The sequence below is a fragment of the Streptococcus oralis genome (assembly GCF_003943825.1).
Classification (GTDB): domain Bacteria; phylum Bacillota; class Bacilli; order Lactobacillales; family Streptococcaceae; genus Streptococcus; species Streptococcus oralis_CD.
Genome location: NZ_RJNJ01000002.1, coordinates 111,301 through 129,875, shown reverse-complemented (window position 1 = coordinate 129,875; position 18,575 = coordinate 111,301). Strand labels below are relative to the sequence as shown.

The window sequence follows — 18,575 nt, the reverse complement described above, 5'->3', positions numbered from 1 at the left end:
AATGAAGTATTGCTTTCAACAGATTTCCTTCAACTACACTTCACTTGATTCAAACAAGGTGGGTACATTTCTATTCCCACAAACTCCTTGTCAATGGAAACAAACACGTACCCACAGGGTAAATGGAAATAGAAACTGATAATTTCTAGCTATCACTTCTACTCATTCCAAAAATTTTCTCACTCTGATACTTACCCACCATAAAGCAAAAAGCCTTGCAATCAAGGCTTTCATTATCCCTTTCGTTCAAAGGTTTCTAAGCTTTTACGAGCAGAGCGACACACTCAGCGGTTCGCTATCTCCGTTCTGTCTGCGTGCTAGCACTTGTCAATCACGGACAGCTATCGCATGGGCGGAAGTAAATGCTAATCTTCGTCGTTTTACTCCTTGACTAGCAAACTTACCGCCTCAACATGATGCGTTTGTGGAACTCAAAAGGTTCGGGGAACCTTTTGAGGATTAACTACGTTTCACTAACAAGCTTACACACTCGACGTGATGCGTTTGAGGAAAAAGATCCACCGGCTGAACTTTTTTCAATTCATATCCTAACTCTTGGTAGAGTTTGATATCACGCGCCATGGTTGCGACATTACAAGAGATATAGGCAATGCGGTCAGCTCCAGTTTGGCTACTTGCTTTGATGAAGCTTTCGGTCAAGCCCTTGCGTGGAGGGTCAACCAAGATGACGGTTGGTTGGATACCTTCCTTGAGCCAATTCTTCATGGCATTTTCAGCTGTGTCACAGACATAGTGGGCGTTTGAGATATTGTTTAGTCGGGCATTCTTTTTGCTATTCTCTACTGCTTCTGGAATCACTTCAACACCGTAGACTTCTTTGACATGCTTTGCAACGGATAATCCAATCGTTCCAATCCCTGAATAAGCATCAATCACCACATCATCTTCTCTTAACTCCGCAAAGTCAATAGCTGTTTGATAAAGTTTCTCAGCCATTTGAGTATTGACCTGGTAGAAGGCTGGGCCAGCGATTTGGTAGTCATTTCCCAACATCTGATCCGTAATATAGTCTTGACCATAAAGAGTCTTCCACTCCTTGCCGAAAATCGCATTGGTATTCTGGTCGTTGATATTTTGCATGACAGACACAATCTCTGGGAATTGCTTGATTAGTTGTTCAATCAACTGTTCAACACGAAAAACTTTAGGACGTGTAGTCACTAATATAACCATGATTTGTCCTGAATAGTGGCCTCGTCGCACGGCAAGGTTGCGAATCAAGCCAGACTGTTCCTTTTCATCATAAGGTTTTAAATCAAAACGACGGAGCAAATCTCGAAGGGTTACTACGACTTGGTCAATGACAGGATCCTGGATAAAGAAATCTTCAAGGGGCATAAGGTCATGGGAATTTTTACGGAAAAAGCCAGTTTCCAAGATACCATTCACTCGACGAACGGGCACCTGTGCCTTATTTCGATACTTAACAGGATTCTCCATACCAAGTGTTTCAGCGACCTCTACATCTGTAATACCAGCAATCTTGTAGAGACTGTCTTTGACTTGCTTGGTTTTAAACTTGAGCTGATCTGGATAGGCAAGATGCCCCAAATCAGCGATACCTGAGCGTAGATAAGCTAGGTCAAGATCTTGGTTACGATGCGGAGAATGTGTAAGGTATTCTTCAACTTTCCCGTAGCCAATCTTTTTATTGACCTTAAGGACTCGCATGAGGATTTTCTCAGTTGGAAGAGCATTTTCTACAAAGAAAACCAAACCATCTACCTTAGCAACCCCAGCACCTTCATGGGTCAAATCAACAATTTCAACTTCTACAATATCATTTTTCTTTAGCATATTTTTCACTTTCTATCGGCCGTCAAAAAAAGACGGCAACATTTCTGTTACCATCTATTATATCATGAAATGACCTAAGCACCAAAACTCTTGAAGAAGTTGACAATGGCTTGCCAAAGGGAGCTAAAGAAGTTGCCCCCGTCTTCTAGCGCTTTATTGGCATCAAAGTTGAGGTTGATATTTTTAAAGCTATCTCCAGCTTGAGAGACAATGCTTTCCTTGAGGTCATTTAGGGTTTTAGTAAAATCAGCATTGTTCAAAATGTCACTCTTTGAGAGGTTGAGGGCAAAATTGATGATGATATTGACCTGGTTTCCTGTTATAACCTGATCAAGTTTGTAGTTTTTTAGCGTGTCTTCAACGATTTTGCGGACATCTTCTTCTGTCAGATTTCCTTTGGCTTCTTTTGCCTTTGCGATTCCTGCCTTGATATCTGCCAAAGCGACATTGAGTTTATTGGCATCGTAGCCTGACTTGTCCTTGTTTTCAGCATTGATATCTGACAAGGCTTTTAACTCTTCTTGAGCCAAGTCTTTATTGGCTTGCGGTACCTTGGCACCATTGGCCTCTAACGAGTAGTAAATCCCTGCTAGGGCGCTCTCTCCTGTAACTGGAATAGGTGCTGCAACTGTGATTTTGGCATGCTCCACTCCCAGCGTCACTGCTGCGTTACGGTACATATCCTGCGTCACCTTGGTGATATTTTCAGGCGTTTCAATCTTGACCTCTAAAGGTGACTTGTCACCTAGCTTTTGAATCTTGGCTGATGAATAGAGCTGTAAACTAGCGTCATTAGCCACATTCATAATTTTCGAATAGATATCAGGTGTCATGGTTTTGATATCTTTGGTGTCTTTTGATGCGTCATAACCAAGTTTGCTAAGAGTTTGGTTTTTCTGGTCTTCAGATAGGGAAGAGCCAAGAACATATTCAGGTTGAACATAGGTTTCATCGATTACTTTTTGAACATCGGTTGCTGCGTGGACACTCGTCATAGCTGTTACGGCCCACAGTACTGCAGCGCTTGTTAGAAAGAATTTCTTTCTCATGGGATATTCCCTCCTTTACCTTTCTAGAGTAATAAAACAATCTTAAAGAAAACTTATAGTGAAAAACACCTGGTCAAACCAGATGTTTAGAAGAAATTAAAGAATTTCATGATATAGAGATTAAAGCGAACCTGTCTCGAGTAGTAATAATTTCCACCATTCTCATAGAGTTCTGCACCATGAAAGATAGAAATTGGGTTGATGTAGGTGTAGGTCTTCCCTGTAGTATTACCTAGGATTGGAGCGACCGTTTCTCGGGAGTAACGCTTGGCTAGGGCCAAAGTATTTTCCTTACCATTCTGAGCAATAAAGTAGATATAGGCAGGCCCAAAATTATAGGCTTGAACAGCGGTCCAGACATCTACTCCTTTGCTCTGTGCCAAATAGAGGTTATCTGTTAGTGTCTGTACCCCTTGGCGAATACTAGAGGCATCGTCTTTGATGGTATTGGTAGCGCCACTAGCAGACTCACTAGACTGCATAACATCCCGCTCTTTTCCCTTCGTTTCGGTATAAATCATAGCGAGCACCAACTCTTCATTGGCTGGAGTATCTCTTTCGCTCAAGATTTCTCGAACCATGGGTTGGTAGGTCATGACTTGTTTAACATCCTGATGGATATGATAAGCTTTATATCCTGCGAAAAGGAAGACTGCTAGCACAAGCACTCTTCTTATAAATTTAAACATTATTTACTTTGAATATCCTCGATATTTTTGATTAAGATAGAATAGGTTCCATTGTCATTTTGGATAAACTCAACAGACTCCGCATCTTGATAGACGTTATTAGGAACAATGAGCTCAATTCCATTTGACAAGGAAAGTTTTTGGTTTTCAAATTTCTTGAGCTGACGACTGGCATCAATTTCATCAAACTGGACTGGTTCTGGTACGGCTTCCTTGACTTGATCAATAAAGCTCAAACGAGCTGTCAGATTGTTATCAAAAAGGTCATTAGCCAATTTTTCAGGTGACAGTTCATTGCTTTCTTCCAGATTGTTGAAAATCGCTGATTTGACCTTGGATTGAAATTGAAAATCATCTGTGTTAAAGGACTCAGCAATTCTCTGGGCCGTTTTTTCCAGTTCCTTGATGGATTTCTTTGGCGAAATCTTAGGGGCAACAGCTAGCAGATTTTCTGAAAAGTAGTTCAAAAAAGTCCCATTGTACTTGATGCGTTTCTCGATGAGATGGTACTTGCGACTCTGTAGATTGACCACCAAGGCCTCATCAGCCCCCGTTCCAAATCCAGGTAGGTTATTCTGAGTCAGCTTGATTGGATTATCAACTTCTCCACCGAGGTGGGTCAAGGTCTCACGTAGAGCAATTCGCAAGAAAGCAAAATGTTCAACGCCTTCTTTAGAAAACTGAACAAAAACCAAGTCATTAGTCTTGAGGTTTTCAGAAATACTGAACTCCTCTTTCCAGAGATTAGCCAGGGTTACTGATGTCTCCAACAAATCATCCGTGATGTGATTGAAGAAGGGATTTTCTTCTTCGAAAATCCCAGTCTTAGCTTCATCTGAATACACACGTTCGATTTTTTTGCGCAAGTATTCTTCGATTTTTGGAGTGATATTGAGAAACTTATCCGCTAGGAACAGCTCGGTATCATCTGGGCTGAACTGATGGATAATGGCTTTCTTAATATAAATGTCCATAAAAGTTTTAGTCCTCGTATAATGGGAAGGCATCTGTCAACGCTTTGACTTCACTTCTCACTTCTTCTAAGACAGCTTCATTTTCTGCATTTTTAAGAGTTTTAATGATGAGTTCAGCCACTTTACGGCTTTCTTCTTCACCAAATCCGCGTGCAGTGATGGCTGCAGATCCAATACGAATCCCACTTGTCTTGAATGGTGACAAGGTTTCGTAAGGGATTGAGTTTTTATTTAGGGTAATATTAACTTCATCTAGCAAGTTTTGAGCAACTTTTCCGTTTTCTACAACCTTAGTCACATCCACTAGGAAGAGATGGTTTTCAGTACCGCCAGAAATGATACGGAAATCAGGGTCTTGTACGAAGACTTCAACCATAGCCTTGCTGTTTTTGATGACATTAGCAGCATATTCCTTGAAGGCTGGGTCCAAAACTTCTTTGAAGGAAACCGCCTTAGCCGCCACAACATGCTCCAAAGGACCACCCTGAATACCAGGGAAAATAGCTGAGTTGATTTTCTTAGCTAAGTCCTCATCATTTGTCAAAATCAAACCACCACGCGGTCCACGAAGGGTTTTGTGGGTCGTTGTTGTCGTGATATGAGCGTATGGTACTGGGCTTGGGTGAAGACCAGCTGCAACCAAACCAGCGATATGGGCCATATCGACCATAAGCTTAGCCCCAACAGCATCTGCGATTTCACGGAATTTTGAGAAGTCGATAATTTGAGAATAGGCTGAAGCACCAGCTACAATTAATTTTGGTTTTACTTCTTGGGCTTGTTTCAAGATAGCATCAAAGTCCAAAAGTTCCGTTTCAGGGTCCACACTATAGGAAACAAAGTTATAAGTTTGACCTGAGAAGCTAACTGGAGCTCCGTGAGTCAAGTGTCCACCTGCTGCCAAATCCATTCCCATTACAGTGTCACCAGGCTCAATCAAAGCCATATATGCTGCACAGTTGGCTTGGCTTCCTGAGTGAGGTTGGACATTGGCGAATTTAGCACCGAAAATTTCTTTTGCACGTTCAATAGCTAGAGTTTCTACCACGTCTACTACATCGGTTCCACCATAATAACGACGTCCTGGGTAACCCTCGGCATATTTGTTTGTCAAGATAGACCCTTGAGCTGCCATAACAGCCTTGGAAACTACGTTTTCCGAAGCAATCAACTCGATATTGTTTTGTTGGCGTTCTTCTTCTTTGGCAATAGCATTCCATAGATCAGCATCGTATGCTTTAAAATCGTCTTTGTCAAAAATCATAGGTCTTCTCCTTTATAGTGTGACTGGTCCTTTAGTTTTTTTTCAATAAGAAAATCAACTAAAAGATGCGAATAAACCGTTTCTGCACTTTATCACAAGTATAACCAACTTTTTCATAAAATGCATGAGCTCCCAGACGATGATCAGCAGAGTTTAAGCGGATAAACCCATAACCCCGTCTTTTTGCTTCTTGATCCAACCCTTGCAGTAAGTTTTTACCGATACCTTGCCCTTGTGCTTGAGGTGAAACCGCTAAGCCTAAGATATTAAATCCTGCTTTGGAATAGAGAGATTCATAAACTTCAGCATGGACATATCCAAGTAGGACATGGCTGACCTCATCCTCATAGCCAAGTAGGAAATGATGGGAATCCTGAGACAGTCTAGCTAGTTGACTAGCTGTGTCCTCTGGACTAAAAGAATAGCCCAAAGCCTCTTGGTTAATCTCACATATAGCATTCACATCTGTTTCTTGCAAATCTCTGAGCATCTCATTCCTCCTCAAAAGAAATCTCTGGCAACTGTGCAAGAATATCTTCTCGCTTAATCGCCCCTTGGCGTAAGATTTTCAGCTTGTCTCCAGACAAATCCAAAATAGTCGAATCCTGTCCAGTTAGAAAAGCGTCGTCCTCCAGCCCCAAAACCTCTTGGTCAAAATCCTCTAGAATTTGAGCAAAGGTCACTCCACTTGCCTGACCTGAAATATTGGCAGACGGCCCAATCAAAGGACCTGTCTCTCGAATCAAATCAAGTGTAATGGGGTGACTCGGCATCCGAAATCCGACAGTTGCAAGACCAGAGTTGACCCAATAGGGAACTCGGTCATTGGCTTCGAGGATAATGGTCAAGGGACCCGGTAAAAAGGCCTCTACAAGCTTTTGTAGATAAGTTGGCTGATTCTTTGAAAAGTGCAAGATATCCTCTAGAGAAGCGACATTAAGATTGAGTGCCTTTTCTCTAGGACGACGTTTTAGTTGGTAAACATGGTCGACAGCTTTTTCATCTAAGGCCTTAGCAAAGAGACCATAAACTGTCTCGGTAGGTAAAACGACTGCCCCGCCCTTTTCCAACTCTTGTCTAATACTGTCCATCATCAACTACAACCATCCTATCTTGACCAAATTGGTCTTTGAGTGTTCGTACCCGTTTTTCAGGAAGATATTTCCTAAAAAGCGCAGGAACACTTTGACCTTGCTTGTATCCAATTTCAAGGTAAATCTTACCACCATCTGCGAGATAGTCTTTTGCATCTTCCGCAATTCTGCGATAAATAGCTAGGCCATCCTCATCTGCAAAGAGAGCTAGATGAGGCTCTGAATGTAAGACATTCAAACCGACCTCTGACTCATCTTCACGAGAGATATAAGGTGGATTGGATACAATTATATCATATTTTTCAGAAATTTCTGCAAAACAATCAGATTTTTTAAAAAATATATTAAGATTTTGATTTCTAGCATTCTCTGATGCAAGCTCTAAGGCGGCTTGGGAAATATCTGCTGCCGTCACTGACCAATCTGGTCTGTTTTTTGCTAATCCAAGGGCTATGGCGCCACTTCCAGTCCCGATATCTAGGATCTTAAGATTTTCCTCAGGATTTTCTGTGAGGATGAGTTCCACCAACTCTTCTGTCTCTGGACGAGGAATCAAAACCCGCTCATCCACTTTTAACTGCATTCCAAAAAAATCTGCGTGACCAATGATGTACTGTGCCGGTTTGTGAACTGCTAACTGCTGGTAAATTTCTTCTACAAATTGTTTTTCGGCCTCTGTTACCTCTTGCTGAAGGGTAAAAACAAAGTCCGTAAAAGAGAGATTTTTTAAGCTACGATAGACAAAAGAGAGGCTTTCAGCTTCCTCTCCTTGTCTAATCAACTCTTCTTCAAAATCTGAAAATAATTGAGCTAATTTCATTATTTGTTTAATTCTTCTAATTTTTGTGTTTGGTCATAAAGAACCAAGGCATCCACAACTTCATCCAATTTACCAGATAAAATCGTATCTAGTTTTTGGAGAGTCAAGCCAATACGGTGGTCTGTGACACGGTTTTGTGGGAAATTATAAGTACGGATCCGTTCTGAACGGTCACCAGTACCAATAGTAGACTTACGCTCAGCGTCTTGTTCATCTTGGGCAATCTGAGCAAAATGGTCAGCAACACGCGCACGGATAATCTTCATAGCCTTCTCACGGTTCTTCTGCTGGGTACGTTCTTCCTGCATCTCAACCTTGATATTGGTTGGCAAGTGAACGATACGCACGGCAGTCGCAACCTTATTGACGTTCTGACCACCAGCACCAGATGCGTGGTAAATGTCCACACGAAGATCTTTTGGATCAATATCGTATTCAACTTCTTCCACTTCAGGCATTACAAGCACTGTCGCTGTCGAAGTGTGTACACGCCCTTGGCTCTCTGTTACAGGGACACGTTGGACACGGTGGGCACCTGATTCGTACTTAAGCTTAGAATATACAGATTGACCAGAAACCATAGCAACCACTTCCTTGAAACCACCGACACCGTTCATAGAAGCTTCCATGACTTCAAAGCGCCAGCCTTGGGCTTCTGCATACTTTTGGTACATAGTTAGCAAATCTCCAGCGAAGAGCGCTGCTTCGTCTCCACCAGCTGCTCCACGGATTTCAAGGATGATGTTCTTGTCATCGTTTGGATCCTTTGGAAGGAGCAAGATTTTCAATTTTTCTTCATACTCTTCTTTTTCAGCCTTGGCATCTTTCAATTCTTGCTTGGCCATTTCTTCCAAGTCTGCATCTCCGCCTGATTCTTTAATCATTTCTTCAGCATCGACGATGTTTTGAAGGACTTGTTTGTACTCACGGTAGGCTGTTACCGTATCACGAGTTGAAGCCTCTTCTTTTGAAAGCTCCATGAATCTCTTGGTGTCTGAAACGACATCAGGGTCACTGAGCAATTCTCCTAATTCTTCATAACGGTCTTCTACAGCTTGTAGTTGATCATAGATGTTCATTTTTCTTCATTCTCCTTATTGATTTCAGGTGCAAAATAATGTTTTCGGCAGACTGAGATATAGGTTTCATTGCCACCTATTTGAATTTGTTCGCCATCATAGACTGGCACACCATCGTGCGTACGCAACACCATAGTCGCCTTTTTCTTACAATACTGACAAATGGTCTTGATTTCGTCAATCTTATCTGCTAAAAGCAAGAGATATTTGGAACCTTCGAACAATTCATTGCGAAAGTCATTCTTCAAACCAAAAGCCATGACAGGTATGTCTAACTCATCAACAACACGAGCAAGGTCATAAACATGGTGACGCTTGAGAAACTGAGCCTCATCAACCAACACACAGTATGGTTTCTCAGGTAAGACTCGGATATAACCAAAGATATCCGTCGTTTCCTCAATCGCAATAGCTGGGCGTTTCATGCCGATTCGGCTCGACACATAGCCAACACCGTCACGCGTATCCAGAGCAGAAGTCATAATCACAACTCCCTTTCCTTGCTCCTCGTAGTTATAGGCCACCTTGAGAATCTCAATCGTCTTACCAGAGTTCATGGTCCCATAACGATAATACAACTGTGCCATGCTTCTATTTCACGTCCATTTCTAAATTTTTGCTACATTCTAGTATATCATAATTTTCTGAAGCTTTAAACGGCAAAATGTGGTAAAATAGAAGAAATCAAAAACTAGTGGAGGAAGCTACTATGCCATTTGTACGCATCGATTTATTTGAAGGTCGCACGCTCGAGCAAAAGAAAGCTCTTGCTAAGGAAGTAACGGAAGCTGTTGTCCGCAACACTGGAGCCCCTCAATCAGCCGTTCATGTCATCATCAACGACATGCCAGAAGGAACCTACTTCCCTCAAGGGGAAATGCGCACCAAATAATCCAGCTTAAGCAGAATTGCTTAGGCTTTTTCAATCTCCAAGTAGCATCCATTGAAGAAATAGTCTAATTTTGTTACAATTTGAAGAGATGCTTGGATACCTATCCTAAGAAAAGAAATACAAAAGGAATTAGTATGATTACACGTGAATTTGATACCATCGCTGCTATCTCTACTCCTCTTGGAGAAGGGGCCATTGGTATTGTCCGCTTGAGCGGAACAGATAGTTTTGCTATTGCCCAAAAGATTTTTAAAGGAAAAGACTTGAGCAAGGTTGCTAGCCACACTCTCAACTATGGTCACATTATTGACCCTCAAACTGGTAAAGTCATGGACGAGGTTATGGTTGGTGCCATGAAGTCTCCAAAGACCTTCACTCGAGAGGACATTATTGAGATTAACACCCACGGTGGGATTGCGGTGACCAATGAAATTCTCCAACTAGCTATCCGTGAAGGAGCTCGGTTGGCGGAACCTGGTGAATTTACCAAACGCGCCTTTCTAAACGGTCGTGTGGACTTGACACAGGCTGAGGCAGTGATGGACATCATCCGTGCTAAGACAGATAAGGCCATGAATATTGCAGTCAAACAATTGGACGGTTCTCTTTCTGACCTCATTAATAATACTCGCCAAGAAATCCTCAATACACTTGCCCAAGTTGAGGTCAATATCGACTATCCTGAGTATGACGATGTTGAGGAAGCCACTACTGCAGTTGTCCGTGAGAAAACTATGGAGTTTGAGCAATTGCTAACTAATCTCCTTAGGACAGCACGTCGAGGTAAAATCCTCCGTGAGGGAATTTCAACTGCCATCATCGGTCGTCCCAACGTTGGGAAATCGAGCCTGCTCAACAACCTCCTGCGTGAAGAAAAGGCCATCGTTACAGACATCGCTGGTACTACCCGTGATGTCATCGAAGAATACGTCAACATCAATGGTGTTCCTCTCAAATTGATTGATACAGCTGGTATTCGGGAAACAGATGACATCGTGGAACAAATCGGTGTCGAACGTTCTAGAAAAGCCCTCAAGGAAGCTGACTTGGTACTACTAGTACTAAATGCCAGTGAACCACTGACCGCCCAAGATCGCCAACTCTTAGAAATCAGCCAAGATACCAACCGCATTATTCTACTTAATAAAACGGATCTTCCTGAAGCGATTGAAACTTCGGAACTACCTGAAGATGTCATCCGTATTTCAGTTCTTAAAAACCAAAACATTGATAAGATCGAAGAGCGTATTAACGATCTCTTCTTTGAAAATGCTGGTTTGGTCGAGCAAGATGCTACTTACTTGTCAAATGCCCGTCATATTTCCTTGATTGAAAAGGCCGTTGAAAGCCTACAAGCAGTTAATGAAGGTCTTGAGCTGGGTATGCCAGTTGATTTGTTGCAAGTTGACTTGACCCGTACTTGGGAAATCCTAGGAGAAATCACTGGAGATGCAGCACCAGATGAACTCATCACCCAACTCTTTAGCCAATTCTGTTTAGGAAAATAAGAAAAATCCATGATCGTTCTTTCTATCATGGATTTTATTGTCTTTATTAGTAATCTGGTCTAAGGACACCTGTTACGGTTGCCTTAGTTGCTTCATAGTCACCATCTACGACAACTTTGATAATGCGTTTGGCATCTTCTTCTGGTGCTGGAACAAGAGGTAGACGAGTTGGCCCCGCTTCAAATCCCATGTAGTTCAAAACTGCCTTAACTGGAGCAGGACTTGGATAAGAGAAGAGGGCATTGACCTTAGGAATGAACTTGCGCTGAATAGCTGCGGCTTTCTTCATATCGCTTTCTGCAATGGCAGTAAACATCTCGTGCATCTCATCTCCATTTGTATGGGAGGCAACAGAAATAACCCCATCCGCACCAAGGTTCATGGCATGGAAGGCATCTCCATCTTCACCTGTATAAATCAAGAATTCTTCTGGCTTGTGTTCAATCAAGTAAGCCATATTAGCCAAGCTGGTACATTCCTTAACACCGATGATATTTGGATGGTCAGCCAAACGAAGCATGGTTTCTGGAGTTAATTCAACAACTACACGCCCTGGAATGTTATAGATGATAATAGGTAAGTCAGAAGCATCTGCAATCGCTTTAAAGTGCTGATACATTCCTTCTTGAGAAGGTTTGTTGTAGTATGGTACGATAGCAAGTCCAGCAGCGAAGCCACCAAAGTCTGCTACTTCTTTGACAAACTCAATCGAGTCACGCGTATCATTGGTACCTACACCCGCAATCAAAGGAACACGTCCATTAACAATCTTTTGTACAGCCGCAAAGAGTTCCAACTCCTCATCGTGGGTCAAGGTCGGACTCTCAGCAGTCGTTCCAGCTAGAAGAATGCCGTCTGTGTGATGGGCCAATAAATGCTCAATCAAGGCTGGAATGGCATCAAAGTTGATGGAACCATCCTCATGAAAAGGGGTAATAAAGGCTGTGATGATTTTACACTCTTTTAAATCTTGATAAGACATGAGAAACACCTCTCTATTTCAAAGAAGGAGTTCATCTGAACTCCTAAACGATATGACTATTTTAATTCAAATTTCAACTCAGCTGTTGGACGAACCAATCCACGTTCGTGAAGCGTTTCTGCAATCTGAACTGAGTTCCAAGCAGCACCTTTAAGAAGGTTATCGGAAACAACCCACATGTGGATTCCTTTTTCTGCATCCAAGTCTTTACGGATACGACCAACAAAGGTATCACGTGAACCAACTGCATTGATGGCTTGTGGATAGATTTGATGAGCTACATCATCTTCAAGAACTGCACCTGGGAAGGCTGCGATAGCTGCTTTCACTTCTTCGATTGGAGCCACTTCTTTTGTTTCAATGTAAACAGACTCAGAGTGAGCAGACAAGACAGGAATACGCACACATGTTGCAGACACTGCGATGCTATCATCTTCCATGATTTTCTTCGTTTCCTTAGTCATCTTCATCTCTTCGTAAGTGTAATCATTGTCAGTAAAGACATCGATTTGCGGAAGAGCGTTAAAGGCGATAGGATAGTGTTTCTTGTCACCACCTGAAGGCAAGATTTCCGCATGCAAATCACGTGGATTCACACCATCATTCAAGACTTCACGAAGTTCACGTTGTGTTTCAAGAATCGCTCCCATACCTGCACCAGAGACTGCTTGGTAAGTTGAAACGATGATACGATCCAAGCCCCATTTTTGACGAACTGGCTCAAGAGCCACCATCATTTGGATTGTTGAACAGTTAGGGCAGGCAATAATCCCGTTGTGGGCATCAAGTGCATGAGCATTGACCTCTGGAACAACCAAAGGAACATCTGGATTTTGACGGAAATAAGATGTGTTATCTACTACTACAGCTCCAGCTTGAACTGCGTATGGTGCATACTTAGCTGATGTCGAACCACCTGCTGAGAAGAGTGCAATATCAACACCCTCAAAAGCGGTCTCAGTCGTTTCTTCAATCGTAATATCTTGGTCTTTAAATTTCAAAGTCTTGCCTGCTGAACGTGCAGAAGCAAGGTAACGAATTTTATCGATTGGAAGTGTTGATTCTTCCAACATTTTTATCATCTGAGCTCCGACAGCACCTGTCGCGCCGACTACAGCAACTGTATATCCCATAAATAACCTCTTTCGGAATTTTCTAAAAATTTCTATAATAGATGTATTATACTACTTTTTCCGGAAATTGAAAAGCATTTTTGGGTTATATTTTCTGAAAACTAAAAATCCCTAGTCATTGACTAGGGACTAAGAGGCATCTTCATGTGATGAGCAGGTTCACACAACTCATCAAGGTCCGCTCCTGCGTTATGACCTCCTTATGCTCAATAGCAGTCCGAAGACTACCTATCGACTCATCGCATCTACTATTCTACTAGATAGAGTCACTTTTGTCAACAGCCAAAACGCTTTGCTTCATTTATACAGGTGCATAAGAAATATCTTTGAAAAATTTGGGGCAGACATAACAAAAACCCTTGTAAATAAGGGTTTTTCTATCTATTTAATGCTAATTGCCGGGATTGAACCGGCGACCTCATCCTTACCATGGATGCGCTCTGCCAACTGAGCTAAATCAGCTTACCTAAAAAGTATACTATAGTTCTATGTTCTTGTCAAGCGCTCTCTTTTAATTTTATGGAATGAAAAAAAGCTAGATTTAGCAATAATCTAGCTTATAAACTTCTTATTTTGTTAGATCGATTCGCTGTCCCAGTTTACCAATCAAAATCGCTCCTACGATAAGTGATGCAAACTCACCAATTCCAGTAGAGAACCATGTGAAGAAGAAGGGAGCTTCTGTCAAAATATGAAGTTCAGCTGCAATGGTAATCATTGAAATGGAGAAGAGGATTGAAAAGAAGAAATGATCTTTTCGAATCAATCCGTTAAAGAGGTAATCTTTGCTGTATTTTGCAAAGAGCCATACCCCTAGACTAAGGAAAACTAGGGTAGAACCTCCACCGACAAAGACATCTATTAGGCCAAAACTACTAAATAAATTAGCAATCATACATCCAATTGTCACACCAAAAATGTATTTAGGGTTATAAAATGCCAAGAAATTCAGCATTTCTGAAATACGGAACTGATACGCCCCAAAACTAAGAACATTGATTGGTGGCGTAATAGTCAAAACTACATAGATCGCAGCAACGATAGCAATATCTGCCATGTCGCGAACAGTTAATTTTTTCATGTTTTCTCCTTTAGCGGTTTCCCGCGTAAAATATGCTTGGTGAAAGAAGCTAAGCACCAAGGGTTGATTGAATCAACCTTACCAGTATAGCACAATATATGACTTTATGCTATACTAAAATCATGAAAAAACTAATAAGAGCTTTCTTTGATAACGAGATTCTCTCCTACCTATTTTTCGGTGGCGCTACTACTTTGGTTTCTATTGTATCTCGTTTACTTATTTACCATATCAGCCACCAGGAAATCCTTGCAACTGCCCTCGCTAATATTATCGGGATTCTCTTTGCCTTTCTCACAAATGATACAATCGTCTTTAAACAAGAGAGAAGGAATTGGCCAACCCGCCTGGCTAAGTTTTTCTTAGCTCGTCTTTCAACACTTGGTCTGGACATTCTTTTAACTTATATCTTTGTTACAACCTTTCCTGATCTTATTGGCCAGTTTGTTGAATTTAATATAGATAGGGTTAATACGATTGAAACTATCCTAGCACAAATTTTGATCATCATTTTAAACTATATTTTCAGTAAAATCTATATTTTTAAAGGGAACAACTGACCACTTTGAGCGTTCAAGTTGCTTTTTGTCACAATTTAGGATATAATAAATTAGAAAATTAGGAAAGGAATTTATGAAAATGTTAAAGGATCTTAAAGAATTCTTGCTTCGTGGTAATGTCGTTGACCTCGCTGTCGGTGTCATCATTGCCTCTGCATTTGGTGCTATCGTTACTTCATTTGTTAATGACATCATCACTCCACTTCTATTGAACCCAGCTTTGGAAGCTGCGAAAGTACAAAACATCGCTGAGCTTGCATGGAATGGTGTTACATATGGTAAATTCTTGAGTGCTATTATCAACTTTCTCGTTGTAGGTACTGTGCTTTTCTTCGTTATTAAAGCTATTGAAAAAGCGCAAAACCTTCGTAAGAAAGAGGAAGTGGTTGAGGAAGCACCTGCTGCTCCAACTGAACTTGAAGTTCTTCAAGAAATCAAAGCTCTTCTTGAGAAAAAATAAAACAGATAAAGGATCTAGCTTAAAGCTAAATCCTTTTTTCTTTACTCTTTTGGTAACTTCCCAGCTTTTTCGAGCATTTTCTTAATTAAGTAAGGCATCTTCACATTTTCACGGCCTTTTTTCTCAATGAGCTTTTTGACAAATTCTGGCATCTGAAGGTCGTCTGTCTCCTCCATAATGTCCTTGGTAGTTGCTGAAGGCGCTAACTCATCGAAGGTTTCTTCTTCTGGGAGAAAAGCTTTAAATTCCTTGTTTTCGTTGGCTCGTACAGTAGCAACTAAAGCGTCAATTAAACGGCTATCCGTATTGGGCATAGGTGGACGATGGTAGGTGACACCTAATTCTTGACACAACTCATAACATTCTACATCGTTGTCAAACAAGACTTCGATGTGCTCACTGATAAAGCTAATCGGGACAAAAATATAATGATCTGGATGTTGCTGTTGATCTCGTAAATATTCTAAGACATCTGGCTTGATCCAAGGGATTCCAATATCGCTTTCGCTCTGCCAAGTATTGGTATACTGGTCGGCTGTTAGGCCGAGTTGTTCAGCGATTAGCTTGCTATTATCAAAAATCTGGTCAATATAAGGATCTCCATAGTCCAAGGCAAAAATGGGAACACTGTGAGCTGAAAAGATTACCTTGAAAGGCTCTTCTCCCACATGGTTTCGTAAAATTTTTTCAATCTCATCTGTCCAGAAGTCCAGCAAAGGCTGTTGTTGATACCAGTCCTTAATTACTAAAAATCGGATCTGCTGACTTTCCAAAAACTTTTCATACCCCATCACCGAGTAAAAGGAATAATGAGGTTCCAAAATCAAACAAATACATTCTTCAATACCATCAGACTCCATCTGCTTGATCACATCAGGGATAAAGGGCCGAGAAAACTTATTGGCAAAGTAGATACCGTACTCCTCGCCTAAACGTTCCTTGACTAAATCAACCTCCTCACGTGTAATCCGCTGCAAGGGCGTCCCACCGATAAGGACATAGTTGTCATAGAGAGTCTGAATCTCGTGGTCTTGGGGTCTAACACCACGACGAATATTTGTAAAAAATTCTGCTACTCCTTCAAAACTAATCTCCTCTGGAGATCCAAAGGTCATCATTAATATAGCTTTTTTCATGTTATCATCCTTATGATATTATTTTCACTATCTATTCTATCATGAAAGAAAAAAATAGTAAACGCTTCCGACGTCTACTATTTCTTTTGTTCTTTTGTCTTTCTATCTCGCCTTATGATTAGGATGATAACGACAAGGAGTAAAATAACGATAATCAGGAGAAGAAAGGCAAGGATATAAATCCAATGCGTTGGTAGGCCTTGATCGAAATACCGCGTCCCTACTGCTTCCCCACTTTTATCCTGGGCTGCTTTTACTGGTGCATCCGTTATTTTAGCTAAGAGGATATGCCGTCCGTTGGTAATATTAAGGAAACAGGTGCTTAACAAAACAATCTTGTCCGTTGAGGTCAAGGAAACATCTCGCTTGTACTTGGCTTTACTTAGCAAATATTGATAGTAGGCCTGGTGTTCCTCATCGTTGGAACTCAAAGTTCGGTAAATCTCCGCGTCATAGGCATCTACTTCTAAAATTCCAAATATCTCAAGCCCTCGTTCACGGCCGTTATAATAGATAGAGCCATAACGATGCTTTTCAAAAAAATCTTGATTCACAAATTTTTGAATCTCCCCAAACATAGCACCAGAAGCCATGGAGTGACCATAAATGATGGTGTTAAAGTCCGTAAAATTTGGGTTAAAACGATAGTCTAGGAATATAGAACCTGACACAGTATAATCGCCAAAGGCATTGCGGTCAAGGTATTTGACATTGTCCTGACTCTGTAAGAGAGGATAGTCTACCTTGGTCCCATCGAGGCTAATCCAACCACAAACATCCTTGTTGAGGTGCTGCAAGGTTTCAAAGCCCGTACTGCTGGCATCCTTTTCAATGGGATTATAATGATCGTAGTCACTCGCAAGGACTCCATCAGCTGTAAAAAGACAGAAAAAAGCTAGAAAGAGGGATAGAATGACCTTTATGGCTTTGCGACTTGTACTTATTTTCATATTTCCTTCTTTCTCCTTTCTAGCCTTGAAAATAAAAGAGCAAGAGAGACTGTCCCTTTCTCTTTTATTGGTAGTTTAGTCAGTAATGGTATCTGCTCCTTCTTCCTTTGCTTCTCTTCTACGACGCAAGATCAAGTAGAGAATGATGAGCAAGAAGATCAATAGCAAGAGCAAGATAAACAAGATGATGTACCATATCCACAAAGGAATCGATGAGAGAAATCGTCCGAGCGACGAATCATCAAAGACACTGTAAGGGAATGGTTTTGATTTTTTCGTATGGAAGGTGTTCTTTGGAACTGTATCCGTAATCTTGGCAACTACGATATGTCTCCCATTTGTTACGTCTAGGAAACAGGTACTGAGAAGAATGATATGGTCATTTGGCCCCAGTGTAATATCTCGTTTGTGGATGGCAACCGAGAGTAAGTGATCGATATATTCTTGGCGCCGACCATCTCCATTAATACCTGGATCGTAGATGTTAAAGTCATAGGCGTCCACCTCGAGCATCTCAAAGATCTCAAGACCTTTTTCAACGCCATTATAGTAAATACTACCGTAGCGATGCTGGTCAAAAAATTCCTTATCAGAAAACTTTGCTACATCTCCAAACATAACCCCATTTTCTACATGGTGTCCGTAGATGATGGTATTAAAGTCTTCGAACTTGGATTCATTTCGAGCCTCCAGAAAAATAGCTCCTGTAGCTGCAAATTCTCCCTTGGAATCCTTGTTCAGGTATTTTTCATTGTCTCTGGCTTGGACTAAGGGATAGTCAATATTGGTGCCATAGACATTGATCCAACCGAGAACCTCTGGGTTGACTTGCTGTAGCTTGTGAAAGCCAGAAAAACTAGCAAGCTCATCCTTCTCACTGGTACTAACAGGTCTATAAGCCTCGTACTCACTTGATGAAGCCTGAGAATAAACCTGATTGGCATCCCAAAGGGCGTAGAAACCAAAGAGAAAGACTAAGGCTGCCAAGAGGAGCAGGATATGATTCATCAATGCATCTACAGCAAGGACCAGACGCCTAGACAAACTCCTTTTTGGTTTCTCACGCTTGATTTTCATCGGTCAAAC

Annotated in this window: 20 protein-coding genes, 1 tRNA gene and 1 riboswitch; of the genes, 4 read left to right on the top strand and 17 right to left on the bottom strand. The window is 41.4% G+C overall.

Going from position 1 to position 18,575, the window contains the following annotated elements:
• Positions 1-459: 459 nt before the first annotated feature.
• The 10 genes from rlmD to D8863_RS02270 form a co-directional block, all read right to left on the bottom strand.
• Positions 460-1,818 (bottom strand): 23S rRNA (uracil(1939)-C(5))-methyltransferase RlmD, encoded by a 1,359-nt coding sequence (gene rlmD / locus D8863_RS02315; protein WP_125440957.1) that lies wholly within the window; start codon positions 1,816-1,818, stop codon positions 460-462.
• Positions 1,819-1,892: 74 nt separating this feature from the next.
• Positions 1,893-2,867, bottom strand: coding sequence for a DUF1002 domain-containing protein (locus tag D8863_RS02310; RefSeq protein WP_038805297.1), 975 nt, complete (start codon positions 2,865-2,867; stop codon positions 1,893-1,895).
• Between the two features lie 86 nt (positions 2,868-2,953).
• A complete protein-coding gene (locus tag D8863_RS02305; RefSeq protein ID WP_125440956.1) occupies positions 2,954-3,556 on the bottom strand; it encodes a lysozyme family protein in 603 nt (200 codons plus the stop codon).
• Positions 3,556-4,530, bottom strand: a complete 975-nt coding sequence (locus D8863_RS02300) for a nucleoid-associated protein (RefSeq protein ID WP_000356115.1) — start codon at positions 4,528-4,530, stop codon at positions 3,556-3,558. Before D8863_RS02300 ends, D8863_RS02305 begins: the two co-directional genes overlap by 1 nt.
• Before the next feature lie 7 nt (positions 4,531-4,537).
• A complete protein-coding gene (glyA, locus tag D8863_RS02295; RefSeq protein WP_125440955.1) occupies positions 4,538-5,794 on the bottom strand; it encodes a serine hydroxymethyltransferase in 1,257 nt (418 codons plus the stop codon).
• Between the two features lie 58 nt (positions 5,795-5,852).
• Positions 5,853-6,284, bottom strand: a complete 432-nt coding sequence (locus tag D8863_RS02290) for a GNAT family N-acetyltransferase (RefSeq protein ID WP_070657827.1) — start codon at positions 6,282-6,284, stop codon at positions 5,853-5,855.
• Between the two features lies 1 nt (position 6,285).
• A complete protein-coding gene (locus D8863_RS02285) occupies positions 6,286-6,888 on the bottom strand; it encodes an L-threonylcarbamoyladenylate synthase (protein WP_125440954.1) in 603 nt (200 codons plus the stop codon).
• On the bottom strand, positions 6,872-7,708 hold the full coding sequence (gene prmC / locus D8863_RS02280) for a peptide chain release factor N(5)-glutamine methyltransferase (RefSeq protein WP_125440953.1): 837 nt from the start codon (positions 7,706-7,708) through the stop codon (positions 6,872-6,874). Before prmC ends, D8863_RS02285 begins: the two co-directional genes overlap by 17 nt.
• Entirely contained in the window at positions 7,708-8,787 is a 1,080-nt protein-coding gene (gene prfA, locus D8863_RS02275; protein WP_001028815.1) for a peptide chain release factor 1, read from the bottom strand. Before prfA ends, prmC begins: the two co-directional genes overlap by 1 nt.
• Complete coding sequence (locus tag D8863_RS02270) at positions 8,784-9,374, bottom strand: thymidine kinase (RefSeq protein WP_125440952.1); 591 nt, start codon at positions 9,372-9,374, stop codon at positions 8,784-8,786. The genes prfA and D8863_RS02270 overlap by 4 nt, the downstream gene beginning before the upstream one ends.
• A 122-nt stretch (positions 9,375-9,496) precedes the next feature.
• Between D8863_RS02270 and D8863_RS02265 the strand changes: the two genes are divergently transcribed.
• Both D8863_RS02265 and mnmE read left to right on the top strand, forming a co-directional pair.
• Positions 9,497-9,679, top strand: a complete 183-nt coding sequence (locus tag D8863_RS02265; protein WP_001117401.1) for a 4-oxalocrotonate tautomerase — start codon at positions 9,497-9,499, stop codon at positions 9,677-9,679.
• 134 nt (positions 9,680-9,813) lie between these two features.
• Complete coding sequence (gene mnmE, locus D8863_RS02255; protein WP_125440950.1) at positions 9,814-11,187, top strand: tRNA uridine-5-carboxymethylaminomethyl(34) synthesis GTPase MnmE; 1,374 nt, start codon at positions 9,814-9,816, stop codon at positions 11,185-11,187.
• A 46-nt stretch (positions 11,188-11,233) separates the two neighbouring features.
• Here the strand turns inward: mnmE and dapA are convergent, their stop codons facing one another.
• The 4 genes from dapA to D8863_RS02235 form a co-directional block, all read right to left on the bottom strand.
• Positions 11,234-12,169 carry a 4-hydroxy-tetrahydrodipicolinate synthase gene (gene dapA, locus D8863_RS02250; protein ID WP_000121600.1) on the bottom strand — a complete coding sequence of 312 codons (936 nt, stop codon included), beginning with the start codon at positions 12,167-12,169 and terminating at the stop codon, positions 11,234-11,236.
• A 56-nt stretch (positions 12,170-12,225) separates the two neighbouring features.
• Entirely contained in the window at positions 12,226-13,302 is a 1,077-nt protein-coding gene (locus tag D8863_RS02245) for an aspartate-semialdehyde dehydrogenase (protein WP_000542494.1), read from the bottom strand.
• Positions 13,303-13,691: 389 nt separating this feature from the next.
• Positions 13,692-13,764: transfer RNA gene (locus D8863_RS02240), tRNA-Thr, on the bottom strand.
• Between the two features lie 106 nt (positions 13,765-13,870).
• On the bottom strand, positions 13,871-14,383 hold the full coding sequence (locus tag D8863_RS02235) for a QueT transporter family protein (RefSeq protein ID WP_000737301.1): 513 nt from the start codon (positions 14,381-14,383) through the stop codon (positions 13,871-13,873).
• A riboswitch (PreQ1 riboswitch) is annotated at positions 14,381-14,477 on the bottom strand. Its footprint overlaps the gene before it by 3 nt.
• Positions 14,478-14,505: 28 nt before the next feature.
• Between D8863_RS02235 and D8863_RS02230 the strand changes: the two genes are divergently transcribed.
• The gene (locus tag D8863_RS02230; RefSeq protein ID WP_125440949.1) at positions 14,506-14,943 is read left to right on the top strand and encodes a GtrA family protein; all 438 of its coding nucleotides are present in this window, start codon (positions 14,506-14,508) and stop codon (positions 14,941-14,943) included.
• Between the two features lie 79 nt (positions 14,944-15,022).
• On the top strand, positions 15,023-15,403 hold the full coding sequence (gene mscL / locus D8863_RS02225) for a large conductance mechanosensitive channel protein MscL (protein WP_084860381.1): 381 nt from the start codon (positions 15,023-15,025) through the stop codon (positions 15,401-15,403).
• A 41-nt stretch (positions 15,404-15,444) separates the two neighbouring features.
• Here the strand turns inward: mscL and hemH are convergent, their stop codons facing one another.
• The 3 genes from hemH to srtG1 all read right to left on the bottom strand — a co-directional run bounded on the left by hemH (position 15,445) and on the right by srtG1 (position 18,566).
• Positions 15,445-16,539 (bottom strand): ferrochelatase, encoded by a 1,095-nt coding sequence (gene hemH / locus D8863_RS02220; RefSeq protein ID WP_084921890.1) that lies wholly within the window; start codon positions 16,537-16,539, stop codon positions 15,445-15,447.
• Between the two features lie 77 nt (positions 16,540-16,616).
• Entirely contained in the window at positions 16,617-17,489 is an 873-nt protein-coding gene (gene srtG2, locus D8863_RS02215; protein ID WP_125440948.1) for a PI-2 pilus system class B sortase SrtG2, read from the bottom strand.
• Positions 17,490-17,564: 75 nt separating this feature from the next.
• Positions 17,565-18,566: a PI-2 pilus system class B sortase SrtG1 gene (gene srtG1, locus D8863_RS02210; RefSeq protein ID WP_125440947.1), complete on the bottom strand. Its 1,002-nt coding sequence runs from the start codon at positions 18,564-18,566 to the stop codon at positions 17,565-17,567.
• Between the last annotated feature and the right edge of the window lie 9 nt (positions 18,567-18,575).